Annotated in this window: 10 protein-coding genes and 1 tRNA gene; 7 read left to right on the top strand and 4 right to left on the bottom strand. The window is 33.7% G+C overall.

From position 1 onward, the window contains the following. Positions 1-148: 148 nt before the first annotated feature. From ACUSJC_RS09140 to hemW, 7 genes are all read left to right on the top strand, one after another. The gene (locus tag ACUSJC_RS09140; RefSeq protein ID WP_449269265.1) at positions 149-1,000 is read left to right on the top strand and encodes a hypothetical protein; all 852 of its coding nucleotides are present in this window, start codon (positions 149-151) and stop codon (positions 998-1,000) included. Further along, a complete protein-coding gene (locus ACUSJC_RS09135; RefSeq protein ID WP_449269264.1) occupies positions 997-3,033 on the top strand; it encodes a S8 family serine peptidase in 2,037 nt (678 codons plus the stop codon). Before ACUSJC_RS09140 ends, ACUSJC_RS09135 begins: the two co-directional genes overlap by 4 nt. An 80-nt stretch (positions 3,034-3,113) precedes the next feature. After that, positions 3,114-4,115 carry a recombinase RecA gene (gene recA / locus ACUSJC_RS09130; RefSeq protein ID WP_449269263.1) on the top strand — a complete coding sequence of 334 codons (1,002 nt, stop codon included), beginning with the start codon at positions 3,114-3,116 and terminating at the stop codon, positions 4,113-4,115. A 94-nt stretch (positions 4,116-4,209) separates the two neighbouring features. Then, positions 4,210-4,620, top strand: coding sequence for a hypothetical protein (locus ACUSJC_RS09125; protein ID WP_449269262.1), 411 nt, complete (start codon positions 4,210-4,212; stop codon positions 4,618-4,620). A 16-nt stretch (positions 4,621-4,636) separates the two neighbouring features. Then, on the top strand, positions 4,637-5,179 hold the full coding sequence (locus ACUSJC_RS09120; protein ID WP_449269261.1) for an RNA polymerase sigma factor: 543 nt from the start codon (positions 4,637-4,639) through the stop codon (positions 5,177-5,179). A 31-nt stretch (positions 5,180-5,210) separates the two neighbouring features. After that, positions 5,211-7,052, top strand: a complete 1,842-nt coding sequence (locus ACUSJC_RS09115) for a hypothetical protein (RefSeq protein ID WP_449269260.1) — start codon at positions 5,211-5,213, stop codon at positions 7,050-7,052. A 135-nt stretch (positions 7,053-7,187) separates the two neighbouring features. Continuing rightward, positions 7,188-8,327 (top strand): radical SAM family heme chaperone HemW, encoded by a 1,140-nt coding sequence (hemW, locus tag ACUSJC_RS09110; protein WP_449269259.1) that lies wholly within the window; start codon positions 7,188-7,190, stop codon positions 8,325-8,327. Positions 8,328-8,687: 360 nt separating this feature from the next. Here hemW and ACUSJC_RS09105 read toward each other — a convergent pair. The 4 genes from ACUSJC_RS09105 to dnaE form a co-directional block, all read right to left on the bottom strand. Next, positions 8,688-8,764 (bottom strand) — tRNA-Asp (locus ACUSJC_RS09105). Positions 8,765-8,853: 89 nt separating this feature from the next. Then, a complete protein-coding gene (locus tag ACUSJC_RS09100) occupies positions 8,854-9,780 on the bottom strand; it encodes a DUF58 domain-containing protein (RefSeq protein ID WP_449269267.1) in 927 nt (308 codons plus the stop codon). Positions 9,781-9,892: 112 nt separating this feature from the next. Then, on the bottom strand, positions 9,893-10,210 hold the full coding sequence (gene trxA / locus ACUSJC_RS09095; protein ID WP_449269258.1) for a thioredoxin: 318 nt from the start codon (positions 10,208-10,210) through the stop codon (positions 9,893-9,895). 112 nt (positions 10,211-10,322) lie between these two features. Next, positions 10,323-14,855 (bottom strand): DNA polymerase III subunit alpha, encoded by a 4,533-nt coding sequence (dnaE, locus tag ACUSJC_RS09090; RefSeq protein WP_449269257.1) that lies wholly within the window; start codon positions 14,853-14,855, stop codon positions 10,323-10,325. Positions 14,856-14,901 lie beyond the last annotated feature (46 nt).

The raw sequence follows: 14,901 nt of genomic DNA, 5'->3' as shown, positions 1-14,901 counted from the left end.
ATTTATTTATGGTGTATGTAACACAATAAACGTATTTAATATCTTAAAAAAAACAAATAAGCCTTTTATTTTTACAAAAAAAAATTATTAAATAAAATTTTAATAAAAAAAATACTAAATTAGTACTGTTAATTTTTTTAATTTAATAATGATGAAAAATATTTTTTATTTATTCTGCTTAACTCTATCTGTAAATATATTACATTCTCAATTTTTACCCTCAGGGATATCTACAACTGATGAAAAGTATAGGTTAGGAGGGCTAGGAGTAGGGTACAGTTTTACTCCTGTTTTTGGGTCTAATAAATTTATGGTTAATGGAAATTCTTTCTTTAGTGGAAGGTTATTGATTGGAAATACCCCTGATTTAGATGATAATACAACAAACTGGGGAATTAAAATGGATAAGCCTTTTGTTATAGCTAATGATATTTTTCCCTTAATTAGGGTGTATTCAACTAATAGTGGGTCTGTTGGGGAAGGTAATTTTGCAGTAGCAACAGGAGATTACTATTTTTCAAATGTTTCTAGAGCTGGGGATGTAATTCTTAAAGCTCATACAGAAGGTAGTTTGATAATAAGCAATTCTAGAGAAGGAGATATTAAGTTTACAACAACACCAGATTTCCCGACAAGTTCTGATCAAATAAGAATGATTATTAATAAAGATGGGGATATTGGAATAGGAACAGACACACCTGATGCTAAGCTTGCTGTTAACGGTTTAATTCATACTAAAGAAGTTAAAGTGGATTTGACAGGGTGGCCGGATTATGTATTTGATGAAAAATATGATTTGCCGTCATTGGATGAAGTAGAAGAATATATTCAAAAGAATGGGCATTTAATAAATGTTCCAAGTGCTGAAGAGGTTGAAGAAGAAGGTGTTAAGTTAGGAGAAATGATAAAGATCCAACAAGAAAAAATAGAAGAATTGACACTTTATATTATTGAATTGAAAAGAGAAATAGAAAAATTAAAAAATATAGAAAAGAAATGATAAAAAATGTGTTTTTGTGTTTTTATATTTTGGTTTTTTCTTTTTCCTTTTCTCAAGAAATTAAACCATTTAAATATTATGTATATTATTTTAATTCTGATGAAGCAGCAATCTTCGAAAAGGACAAGAATAGTAATTTAAGTTATTATGTAGGAAATAGGAATGATTTAAAAAATTTCTTTGATAAATATGAAATTGTATCATTTTATCAGGCTTTACCTGAATATCCTGTAGAAAATATCTTAAGAGTATATGTTTTAGAGACGTATAATAATGAGTTTGTAATGGACTATATTGATAGCTTTCCTTTACTGGTGGAAAAATATGAAGATATTTCAAATGAGAATATAAATTTGGAATATTATCCTAATGATTATGGAGTAACAAACCCTAATGGGAATCAAGGGTCTTCTATTGACAGAAGAGATTTGGACTATATAAATACTCCAAAGGCTTGGGATATAACAACAGGTTCTGGCATAAAACTGGGAATATCAGATGGTAGAATAAAACCTGATGATTATGACTTTGTCAATAAAATTACTTTTTTACCTGAATATACTTATGGATCAATGTCGTATGACCCTAATAATGGAGTTACTTCTCATGGTACTTCTGTTGTAGCACTTGCAGCAGCACAAGGCAATAATGATTATGGTTCTGTTGGTGTTTGTTATGATTGTGAGATATTAGCAGTTACTTACGGCAATTATAACTATTTAATGTCTCTTGCAAATGCAGGAGCTAGAGTTATAAATATGAGTTGGACTGGGAGTAGTTTTAGTCAAGTACAGCAAGATGCTATTAACTATTTATCAAATGATATGGGAGTAGTTTTAGTGGCTTCAGCAGGAAATAAGCCCTCTCATCAAACACAAACAGATTTTTTCTGCCCTCCTTATAGTTATTTTAGTAGTTCACAAAATCAGCTTGTTCCAAGCTATACAGGGATTCAAATAAGTTACCCGGCTTCTTACGAAAATGTTATTAGTGTTAGTAGTGTTGAGCATTATTATTTAGATGCAAGTGATAGTGGAGCTTATTGTTGCACTTCTCCTACTCATAGTATTGGAGGTCATATACAAAACTCTTTTGCGCCTGCTATAAATATTGATGATTTGAATAATCCTATTGGGTTAGTTTATAACGGATATCCTAGGTATTGTCAATATAATGGGAATAATTATCTAACATCACCTAATGGAATTGTTGATACATACACATATAATGAATCTGTTGATATTTTAGCCCCTGCAAATAAGGTTTATAATCATGCAAAATTTGCGGAAGAAGGTGTAGTAGATTATCATCAATATGGAGGAACTTCAAGTTCAGCGCCTTATGTTTCAGGTACAGCAGCATTAATGATTGGTGTTTATGATTGTATTACTCCACAGGAAGTTGAGAATATATTAAAATTGACAGCAAAAGATGTAGTAAATATGACTATAAATCAGGAATATAAAAACTATATAGGTACAGGGAAATTAGAAACAGGGGATGCTGTTGAGTTTGTTAATGAAATGAAGAAGAGTAATGGGGATGCATATGTAAAAGATCATATTTTCAACCGTTTTACATTTAATCTTGAAAAGATAAATAACAATCTTACAATTGAAAATGTTACTTTCAAAGATGATTGTGTAGTTGATTTTACCGCTAGAAATGAAATACAATTATTGCCAAATACTCATTTATTGCCTAATATTAATGGACACACTCATTTGAGCATAAATCAAGATATAGATATAACTTGTCAATCGTTTCAAAAAAGTATTTTCAAAAAAGAAATAAGAGAGAAGAAAAAAGAAGAATTATTAGTATATCCAAACCCAGTTTCTTCAGGGATGATTTTAAATATTATTTCGTCTAATAATAGTGAGAAAAAAATTCAAATTTTTGATTTATTAGGAAAGCAAGTATTAAATGCTAATATTGTAAATGAGTTAAAAATGAATATACCCCAAGGAATTTATATTATAAAAATAGTAGAAGCAGGTTTAATTATCACAAAAAAATTAGTGGTAAAATAAATTTCATAAAGGATTTAAATAAATTCTAAGTTAAATTACTTGTATTATTTTATGTATTTTTACACAAAATAAATTGATGTATGAGTTCAGATAAAGAAGCCAAATTAAAAGCCCTTCAATTAACGTTAGACAAACTTGACAAAGCTTATGGTAAAGGAACCGTAATGAAAATGGGAGATTCTGCTGTTGAAGAAGTAGAAGCAATATCTTCAGGATCATTAGGACTTGACTTAGCTTTAGGAGTAAATGGTTACCCAAGAGGAAGAATAATAGAAATCTATGGGCCTGAATCTTCTGGGAAAACAACGTTAACATTACACGCCATTGCAGAAGCTCAAAAAGCAGGAGGAATTGCTGCATTTATTGATGCAGAACATGCATTTGATCGTTTTTATGCCGAGAAATTAGGTATAGATATCGATAATTTAATTATTTCTCAGCCTGATAATGGGGAACAAGCTTTGGAAATTGCAGAAAGTTTGATTCGTTCAGGAGCAGTTGATATTGTAGTAATTGACTCGGTTGCTGCCTTAACGCCTAAAAGCGAAATTGAAGGTGATATGGGGGATAGTAAAATGGGGTTGCATGCTCGTTTAATGTCACAAGCATTGCGTAAATTAACAGGAACAATTCACAAAACAAATTGTACCGTTTTCTTCATTAATCAGTTGCGTGATAAAATTGGCGTAATGTTCGGAAATCCGGAAACTACAACGGGAGGTAATGCCTTAAAATTTTATGCATCGGTTCGTGTAGATATTCGTAAATCATCTCAAATTAAAGATGGTGAAAATGTAATTGGTAACCGTGCTAAAGTAAAAATCGTAAAAAACAAAGTAGCGCCACCTTTTAGAACAGCTGAGTTTGATATTATGTACGGAGAAGGTGTTTCTAAAGTTGGAGAAATTTTAGATTTAGCAGTAGATTTTGAAATTGTTAAGAAAAGCGGTTCGTGGTTTAGCTATGGAGATACCAAGTTGGGTCAAGGACGAGATGCGGTAAAATCAATTATAAAAGACAATCCGGAGCTGATGGAAGAACTGGAAGTTAAAATAAAAGAAACGATTAAAAATCAACACTAATATAAATCCCGAATTTTTTCGGGATTTTTTTTTAACTTCATCAACGCAACCTTTTTATAATAAATACATCTATATAAATATAAATTGTTTAGAAGTGAAAAAAATATTTTTATTACTAAGCCTAGTTTTTACAATTGTATCATGTAGTGTAAATGAAGATGAAACTAATTTTCATTATGAGTTATTGCCTATACAAGAAGTAGAAATACCATCAGAATTTGTGATGGGGCAAACGTATCAGATAAAAATGTGGTACTATAGACCGTCTACTTGCCATAGTTTTGGAGGTTTTTATTATGATAAAATTTTGAATGAGAGAACAATTGCTATTCAGAATATTGTACAGGAAGAAAGTACTTGTTCAACTCTTACAGATGAACTGGTTTATGCAACTCTTGATTTTTATGTAACCAATAATGGAAGTTACGTTTTTAAATTCTGGCAAGGAGTTGATGATAATTTAGAAGATATTTTTTATGAAATAGAAGTACCAGTAGTAGATTAATTTAATAATCGAATATTTGATAGTAGAGCAACTCATACATGACTGTAAAAAAGGAAATACTAAAGCACAAGAGCAAATATACAGACTTTTAAGTCCTAAAATGTTTGCCGTTTGTCTTAAGTATTCGAGAAACTATGAAGAAGCTCAAGATAATTTACAGGAAGGATTTTTACTTCTTTTTGAAAAAATAAGTCAGTATCAGTTTAAAGGTTCCTTTGAAGGATGGGCAAAACGAGTAGTTATCAATTATGTTTTGCAACAGTATAGAACAAAAGGGGTTTTTGAAATTATAAATGAGAATATACCCGAACAGGAAGAAATAGAGATTGAAGAGGAACAAATTTCTTTGGATTTTTTGACTCAGATAATTCAAGAGCTTCCGGATAGATATCGTTTAGTGTTTAACTTATACGTTATTGATGGATATTCTCACAAAGAAATTGCTGAAATGCTCGAAATTAATATAGGGACTTCTAAGTCTAATTTAGCAAGAGCTAAAGCAATATTAAAAGAGCGAATTGAAAAACAGAATCAGGCTGTATGGCCCAATGTTAAGTAATGTTTTACAGCAATTGTTAAAACAAATCTAAATGAAAGAAAATAAAAACATAGAACGTTTATTTCAAGAAAAGTTCAAAGATTTTGAGGTTCAACCACCTCAGGATGCTTGGGCAACTATTGAAAAACGACTCAATGAAAAGAAAAAGAAAAGACGTGTTATCCCTATTTGGTTTAAAGTATCAGGAATAGCAGCTTCTTTAGTTTTAGGTTTCTTTCTGTATAATTTTGTTCAAAATTCTTTCTCGCCAGGTGTTGACGTAAACGGGAATGATAATCATTTTGATACTCCGGGCTGGGTGAACGGAAATACTAATGGAGAGAAAAGCAATTCAGTTCAATCTGATGAAAAATCAAATTTAGAACAAGAATATCAAGAAGGAAAAGGGACATTTATTCAGCCAGGTCAAGTGGTAACGGATGCCGGTTCTAGTTCTGTTTCGGGTCAAAATCTTGAAGGAAATCAAAAGAAAGAGAATGTGAGTAATGAAGATGTTAAAGATAATTCTCAAGGAGCAAAAGAAAAACAGAAGGAAAGAATATTTAAAAAAATAAAGTCTAAAGAAGTTTTGGTTCAGACTCCAAATAAGAGTTCAGATTCCAAAAAGGAAGACCCAAGAATTTCAAAATGGGTTGACATAGAATCACAAGAAAATGTAGCTTCTGTAAATCAGCAAAAAACAAAAAACAAAGGCTTAACAGATGTTGATGCTCAAACAGATTTAACAAAACAATTGAATCAGAAACAAGCAGATGAAAAATTGGTAAGCCAGAATCAAAAAGAAGAAAAGGGAAAAATTGCTGTAGAAAAAGAAAAAAATGGTTTAAACCAAACCAATGCTCAGTTGTCTAATTCCAGTAAAGGGTTAGATTCCGAAAGCGAATCAGAGAAGCTGTTCACGCAACAATCTTCTTTGATTCCTAAAGGAGCAGTTGACTTTAATGCTGCAAATAATATAACTCAAATTAATACAAAAGCTTCTGATAGTCTTTTGATAGCATCAGAAAAAGGAATTTTAGCTGAAATCGAAAAAAATAAAGATAGTTCTCAAGTTGCAGAAGTACTTCAGGAAGAAAATGCACTTGAAAAATTGCTCAAAGAAAAAGAAGAGGGAAAAAATGCTGATGAAAAAGAAAAAGAAGAGAAAAGAAATAAATGGGCTGTCAGCACAAATGCGGCGCCTGTTTATTTCAATTCATTAACCGAAGGTTCTCCTTTAGATGATCAGTTTGCTTCAAATGCAAAAACATATCAAACATCTTTGAGTTATGGAGCCGGTGTACAATATCAAGTAACATCAAAATTAGCACTTAGAGCAGGAGTAAACAGTTTAGCATTTAGTTATGATACGCAAAACGTATATTATTCAACCACTCTACAAGCAAGATTATCACCACAGCAGAATCTACAAAATGATTTACATGTAAATAAGGAAGGATCGGCTCAGAATGTGATTTTATACAATAAAAAAGTTGATGCCTATGGTGATGTGGAAAATTTTTCACAGGAAGAAAAAGGAAGTTTAAATCAACAAATAGGTTATATAGAAATCCCTTTAGAAATGTCATATAAGCTTTTAAATAAGAAATTTGGGATCGAGATAATAGGAGGGATGAGTACACTATTTCTACAGCAAAATGAAGTAAAACTTCAGACTGAAGGAATGGAAATGAACATAGGAAAAGCAAATAATTTAAACAATATACATTTTAGTAGTAATGTCGGTTTGGGTTTTAAATATGATTTTCTGAAAGCTTTCCAAGCAAATTTTCAGCCCATGTTTAAATACCAGGTCAATACGTTTAGTGAAAATTCCGGAAGTTTTAAACCTTATGTCATAGGTTTATACACCGGTATAAGTTACCATTTTTAATAAGCTTTTTTTAAAGCTTAAAAATTTTAGTTAGTATTTCATTTGATAAAAAGTGAAACGTAGAAGCCCTATTTACATAGGGCTTTTTCGTTGGTTTTAAAAAAGATTCTTAAAAATTAAAGTACATTTGCAAGCATGGCCGGGATCTATATTCATATTCCTTTTTGTAAACAGGCATGTCATTACTGCGATTTCCATTTTTCTACAAGTCTTAAGAAAAAAGGCGAAATGATTTTGGCTTTAGTGAAAGAAATTAAGCTACGAAAAGAAGAGTTCTTAAACGAAAAAGTAGAAACTATTTATTTTGGAGGAGGAACTCCAAGTCTTTTGTCTGTTGAAGATATTATGTTTCTTCTTGATGAGGTGTATAGAAGCTTTGAGGTTGTAGATCAGCCGGAAATCACTTTAGAAGCTAACCCTGATGATTTATCAAATGACCGAATCATAAAACTATCAAAAACACCAATAAATAGACTTTCTATTGGAATTCAATCGTTTTTTGAAGAAGATTTAAAAATGATGAATCGGGCACATAATGCAGAAGAAGCGGCAAAGTGTTTAGAAATTGCTACACAGTATTTCAATAATATTACTATTGATCTGATCTACGGAATTCCGGGGATGACCAATGAACGCTGGCTGCAAAATGTTGATAAGGCACTATCTTTTAGAATTCCTCACATATCCAGCTATGCTTTGACTGTTGAAACCAAAACAGCTTTAGATAGTCTTGTCAGAAAAGGAGTGATTCAAAAGCCAAATGATGGAGTTGCTAATGAACATTTTCATCTTTTGGTAGAACGTTTGCAGGAAAACGGATTTATACATTATGAATTGTCAAATTTTGGAAAGCCGGACTATTTTTCAAAAAATAATTCGGCATATTGGTTAGGTAAAAAGTATATGGGAATTGGTCCGTCAGCGCATAGTTTTAATGGAACTCAGCGAAGTTGGAACATGGCAAATAATACTTTATATATCAAATCCATCCAAGAAAACAAGTTGCCTTCTGATATTGAAAACTTAACAATAGAAGATCGTTATAATGAATATATAATGACAGGATTGCGAACTATTTGGGGAATCTCTTTAAAAAAGATCGAGCAGGAATTTGGAATTAAATATCTAGATTATTTCAACAAACAGAGTGAAAAATTTATAAACGAAGGTCTTTTAGAAATCACTTCCGATGAATTTGAAAAAATTTTAAAGACAACCACCAAAGGTAAGTTCTTGAGTGATGGAATAGCTTCTGATTTATTTTATGTGGATTAGTTCGAAACTCAAACGAATGTTTATTTCTTTTTGAAGAAAAAGTATGCCTTTTAGACTTAAAAGTGTCCATAGTATATTTTGAGGAAACCAAACAAAATAATATTTGTCTTTTTTTATCTAAAAAATAATTTGGAATTAGAGTTGTTGCTTATGCAGAATCTTTTTAAGAAAAAAGATGCGAAAAATATAACATAAAGTTTTCAGAAAACAAAAAAGCCCTTCCGTAAACGGAACAGCTTTTCATTGGTCTAACTACTAAACCTTTGGCACTTTCGTGCCTAAACAACACAACTATCTTTGTAACTATTAGAGGGCGAAAAAAGCTCCGTTGTTCACGGAGCTTATCTTCTTCTCTTTTACTGGCGGTCTGGACGGGACTCGAACCCGCGACCCCATGCGTGACAGGCATGTATTCTAACCAACTGAACTACCAAACCAGTGCTTCATCATTGCGAGTGCAAATATACAACGGTTTTTGAATCCTGCAAATGTTTTTGAAAAAAAAATTAAAGTTTTTTTTGGTATTTTAAACAAACTTCTGTTTTTCAATCAAATAAGAGATTAATATTTTTTCAAAATTTTCACCTATTGCGGCAGGGATGTACTGAATTTTATATTGTAGGCATGCTTCTTTTATTTTTTTAAAATAGTCTTCCACTGATTTTTGATAGATTTCTTTAACATTTTCCGCAAATAATTGAATCGTTTCTCCTGTTTCTACATCAATAAATTTCTTTGGAGCCTCAGAAAAGTTAAATAAAAACTCTTTTGATTTATCAAAAACATGAAAAACTACAATTTTATGCTTGTTGTGTTTTAAATGTTGAAGCGCTTTGAATATTTTTTCTTCGTCTTCATTTTGGAACATATCCGTAAATAGAATAATCATAGAACGACGATGAATCTTTTCGGCAATTTGGTGTAAGAAAGAAACTGTATCCGTTTTTTTCTCTTTAGGAGGTTTTACTAAAAGCTGTTCTAATTGATGCAACAACATGCGATGATGACGCTCGCTTCCCTTTTCCGGAGCATAATATTCATATTCGTCAGCATAGACGCTTAAACCAACGGCATCACGTTGTTTTTTAAGCAAATTCATCAAACTCGCTGCAGCAAGAACAGAAAAACCTATTTTGCTTTGATAAAACGGCTGTGAGCGCTCTAAAGCCGGATAATGCATGGAAGAGGAATTGTCGATGATAATATGGCATCGCAAGTTTGTTTCTTCTTCAAATCGCTTGGTAAATAGTTTATCGGTTTTGGCAAACAATTTCCAATCGATAAATTTTGTGCTTTCTCCCGGATTGTAAATCTTATGTTCGGCAAATTCAGCAGAAAATCCATGAAAAGGCGATTTATGCATTCCGGAGATAAAACCTTCGACCACTTGATTGGCTAAAAGTTCCAGATTTTGTACCGAAGCAATTTTTTCTAATTCTGATTCTATCTTCATATTCTCAAAGATACTGTTTTCTCCTTTATATTTTTGAAGTTCCTCTAAATCCTGAAAAGCAAAAAAGGCAAACATTACGTTTGCCTTTTTATTTCTTTTTCATATTATATTTTTACAATAATGCATCAATTGCATCTGTATATGTTTTTTTAGGCGCAACACCTACTTGGCGACCTACTACTTCTCCGTTTTGGAAAACTAAAACCGTTGGAATATTACGAACTCCATATTTTGCAGCGAATTCTTGGTTTGCATCCACATCAACTTTACCTACAACAGCTTTTCCGTCATATTCTGTTGAGATTTCGTCAATAACCGGACCAACCATTCTACAAGGACCACACCATGCTGCCCAAAAATCTACCACAACTGGTTTTTCTGATTTTAATACTACTTCCTCAAAAGTAGCATCAGTTATTGCTAATGCCATATTTTTAATTTTTTAGTTTTACTTTATGTTACAAATGTAGTAAATATTTTTTTTAGCCTTGTGTAACCAAAATTACTTTTAGCTATCTACGGATAGTTTTTATTGATACAGACTAGTTTAGTTTAAAATTGATCTGATATTCTTCTAGCTCTCTCAAAAGTTCTGTAGAAATTTTCACTTTCATTTTTCGACTAGGCATACTCAATTTTGTTACTACTCTAATCTCTTCTAATTCTGTTTGCGCCGGTTCTAAAGTTGCCTCAAAATCTTCTGTGTCTAAATTATCATCCATTGTTTCATCTGCTTCAGGAAGTGCTGCAGTCGTAACTTGCGAAATGACCTGTCTTGTAACCTTTTCTAGTTCCATGACTTCTATAGTGACTTGATGATCTCCTTTTTCTCTTTGGAACAAAGCATGCAGTGCCTGAATCAAATTTTCGCTTAATTCTGTAATGTTGAACTGTAAGATCAGTTTTTTAGCAAATGTTGTCAATACATCTTGTAAATATTGAACCGCTAAAAACTGAATTTTAGGATCACTCTTTCTTCCGTCGGCATTTACCCAACCATCCTTCACTAGGAATCGCATAAATGTGAAGTTATTTTGAATAAGGAAATGACGGAATTTTAGATATTCTTCGCCAAAAATCTTAAACTCATAATTTTCTTCATAGCCTTCCAGAACAAAAGAAGCCCAACCTTTTCCGTTTTTAGATACCCGGTGCTCCACACTTGTAATAATTCCACCCACGGAGATGTTTTTACCCACATGATTTTGCAATTCTCTCAATTCTTCCAATTTAGAATTACAGAAATATCGCATTTCGTATTTAAAATCATCCAAAGGATGTCCGGAAATAAAGATTCCGACTACTTCTTTTTCTTTGGCCAATTTTTCCATAGTACTCCACTCTTCACAAGGTGGAACTACCGGCTCTGGAATTTGCACCTCTGAAGCATCACCAAACAAACTCACTTGCGCCGAATTTTCATTTTCCTGGAATTTTGCGCCATACTTCATAGCTTTTTCTAAAAAAGAAATTCCGTCGCCTTCACTATGGAAATATTGTGCTCGATGTGTGTCTCCAAAACCATCAAAACCTCCGGCTAACGCCAAGTTTTCAAACGCCTTTTTATTGGCTGCACGCAAATCAATTCGCTTAGCCAAGTCGAAAATAGATTTGTATTTTCCGTCTTTTCTGTTTTCGACAATGGTATTTACAGCACCTTCACCCACACCTTTAATTGCTCCCATACCAAAACGAACTGCATTTTGTTCGTTTACCGTAAACTTATAATACGATTCATTTACATCTGGACCTAAAACCTCTAAGCCCATTCGCTTACTTTCTTCCATAAAGAACGAAACTTGTTTGATATCGTTCATGTTATTTGAAAGTACCGCCGCCATATATTCTGCCGGATAATGTGCTTTTAAATAAGCCGTTTGATACGCCACCCAAGCATAACAAGTTGAGTGCGATTTATTGAAGGCATATTGCGCAAAAGCAGTCCAGTCTTTCCAAATTTTCTCTAATTTATCTTCGGCATGTCCGTTTTTAACTGCTCCTTCAATGAATTTGGATTTCATCTTTTCCAGAACGTCAATCAACTTTTTACCCATCGCTTTACGCAACACGTCGGCATCACCTTTAGAGAAACCGGCTAATTTTTGCGAAAGCAACATTACCTGCTCTTGATATACGGTAATTCCATAGGTTTCAGCCAAATATTCTTCACAAGCATCTAAATCGTAAACAATAGGTTCTTCCCCATTTTTTCTACGAATGAAAGAAGGAATATATTCCAACGGCCCAGGACGATATAAAGCATTCATCGCAATTAAATCGGCAAAAACCGTAGGTTTCAGTTCTTTCATGTATTTCTGCATTCCGGCAGACTCGTATTGGAAAATACCGACCGTTTCACCTCGTTGGAACAACTCATACGTCTTTTGATCGTCAATTGGAAACTGTTCCGGATCCAATTCTATTCCGTGACGGTATTTCACTAATTTGACGGTGTCTTTAATTAGAGTTAAAGTTTTCAACCCCAAGAAGTCCATTTTTAACAATCCGGCCGATTCTGCTACCGAGTTATCGAACTGCGTTACATACAAATCGGAATCTTTAGCCGTTGCCACCGGGACGAAATTCGTAATATCATCTGGCGTAATAATCACCCCACAGGCATGAATTCCGGTGTTACGCATAGAACCTTCAATAACTTTGGCTTGCTGAATGGTTTCTGCTTGTAAATCGGTTTCTTGAGCAATGGCAATTAATTCTTTCACCCGCTCAAATTCGTCTGCCGATTTTAGTGCTTTCTTTACATCATCTTCATTTTCGGAAAGAAATCGCGCCAAATTCCATTTGCTTGGCATCATTCCCGGAATCAGTTTTGCAATTCTATCGGCTTCATATAACGGCAAATCCAAAACACGAGCGGTATCACGAATAGCCGATTTAGTTGCCATTTTACCATAGGTGATAATTTGGGCTACCTGATTGGCTCCGTATTTTTGAATTACATAATCCATCACGCGGCTTCGTCCTTCGTCATCAAAATCGATATCAATATCGGGCATCGACACACGATCCGGATTTAGGAAACGCTCAAAAAGCAAATCGTACTTAATAGGATCAATATTGGTAATTCCCAAACAGTAAGCCACCGCTGATCCCGCTGCTGATCCACGTCCCGGACCTACCGAAACACCCATGTTTCTTGCTGCGGCGATGAAATCTTGAACAATTAAGAAATAACCGGGATATCCCGTTTTCTCAATAGTAGCCAATTCGAAGTCTAAACGTTCTGTAATTTCATCATCAATTACTTTGTAACGTTTTTTAGCTCCTTCGTATGTCAGATGTTTTAAATATTTATTTTCGCCTCGTTTTCCACCGTCTTCATCATCTTCAGCTACTTGAAATTCTTCAGGAATATCAAATTTGGGAAGCAATACATCGCGGTACAACGAATATTCTTCGACTTTACCAATTATTTCTTCAATATTGATGATAGCTTCAGGTAGATCTTTGAAGAGTGTTTTCATCTCCTCAACCGATTTGAAATAATATTCCTGATTAGGTAACCCAAAACGATACCCACGACCACGACCAATAGGCGTCGATTGCTTTTCGCCATCTTTTACACATAATAAAATATCGTGCGCATTAGCATCTTCTTTTTTAACGTAATAGGTATTGTTGGTTGCTACCAATTTGACATCATGCTTTTTGGCTAATGCAATCAAAGTTTCGTTTACACGATTTTCATCTTCTTGATTGTGTCGCATGACTTCTACGTAGAAATCTTCACCAAATTGTTCTTTCCACCAAATCAAAGCTTCTTCTGCCTGATTTTCCCCAATATTTAAAATTTTATTCGGAATTTCCCCATTTAGGTTTCCGGATAAAACAATGATGTCGTCTTTGTATTTTTTTACAATTTCTTTGTCGATCCTTGGTACATAATAAAAACCGTCAATATGCGCAATGGAAGACATTTTGGCTAAATTGTGGTAGCCTTTTTTATTTTTCGCCAAAAAAACGACTTGGTAACCCAAATCTTTTTTGGTTTTATCTAAATGATTTTCACAGATATTGAATTCACAACCTACAATTGGTTTTACCGGAATCTCAGAGCATTCTTCTCCTTTTTCTTCAGCCTCTTTTATTTTAGCCAAAACGCCTTTATTGTAATTCAACACAGCACTTACAAATTGAAAAGCGCCCATCATGTTTCCGTGATCGGTCATGGCAACGGCCGGCATGTTGAATTTAGAAGCAGCTTTTACCAAATCTTGAATCCCGATAGTGGATTGTAAAACCGAAAACTGCGAATGGTTGTGTAAATGCGCAAATTGAGCTTGTTCAAATTGCTCTTTAACTTCGTCTGAAATAGTTACCTTACCGGCATCGCCTTGCAATTTTTGCAAACGAGCTCTTACTTCATCTGATGCTTTTTTTAAGTTGATGTGTTTTAAACCAATCAACTGAATTTGCATCGGATTTTGTTCACGGAATCGGGTGTAATAATCTGCCGGAACGTCTAATTCTTCCTTTGGAAAAATTTCTCTTTTTAACAATTCCAAGAAACAACGGGTTGTTGCTTCCACATCGGCAGTAGCGTTGTGCGCTTCCGCAAAAGGTTCACCAAACAAATATTGGTGTAACTCCGTTAAAGTTGGCAACTTAAATCGACCACCTCTACCTCCGGGTAGTCTCAATAATTCAGCTGTCGTTTCGGTACACGTGTCTAAAACCGGTAATTCGGCTAGATCAGTTCCAACCCCCATTCTATGGAATTCACATCCCATGACATTAACGTCGAAACCCACGTTTTGTCCCACAACATATTTAGCTTTCGACAGCGCAATATTGAACTTCTCCAAAGCTTCTGCTAAAGAAATTCCTTGTTCTTGCGCTAATTCGGTAGAAATACCGTGAATCCTTTCGGCATCATACGGAATGTTGAAGCCATCAGGTCGAACCAAGTAGTCCTGATGTTCTATCAAACGTCCCATTTCGTCGTGTAACTGCCAAGCGATTTGAATACATCGAGGCCAGTTATCCGTATCGGTAATAGGAGCCGTATAGCTTTTAGGTAATCCGGTAGTTTCGGTATCGAAAATTAAATACATAATTGAGAATGAATATTTTAATCTTTACAAATTGGAATAAAATGCA

The sequence above is a fragment of the Flavobacterium sp. U410 genome, assembly GCF_053570605.1.
Note: the sequence above shows the minus strand (reverse complement) of the source record. Positions and strands in the feature narration are given on the sequence as shown.

Coding starts and splice junctions, on each gene's coding strand:
- ACUSJC_RS09100 (WP_449269267.1), bottom strand. CDS start 9,780: ATGAAGATAGAATCAGAATTAGAAAAAATTGCTTCGGTACAAAATCTG.
- ACUSJC_RS09135 (WP_449269264.1), top strand. CDS start 997: ATGATAAAAAATGTGTTTTTGTGTTTTTATATTTTGGTTTTTTCTTTT.
- ACUSJC_RS09115 (WP_449269260.1), top strand. CDS start 5,211: ATGAAAGAAAATAAAAACATAGAACGTTTATTTCAAGAAAAGTTCAAA.
- dnaE (WP_449269257.1), bottom strand. CDS start 14,855: ATGTATTTAATTTTCGATACCGAAACTACCGGATTACCTAAAAGCTAT.
- ACUSJC_RS09140 (WP_449269265.1), top strand. CDS start 149: ATGATGAAAAATATTTTTTATTTATTCTGCTTAACTCTATCTGTAAAT.
- recA (WP_449269263.1), top strand. CDS start 3,114: ATGAGTTCAGATAAAGAAGCCAAATTAAAAGCCCTTCAATTAACGTTA.
- hemW (WP_449269259.1), top strand. CDS start 7,188: ATGGCCGGGATCTATATTCATATTCCTTTTTGTAAACAGGCATGTCAT.
- trxA (WP_449269258.1), bottom strand. CDS start 10,210: ATGGCATTAGCAATAACTGATGCTACTTTTGAGGAAGTAGTATTAAAA.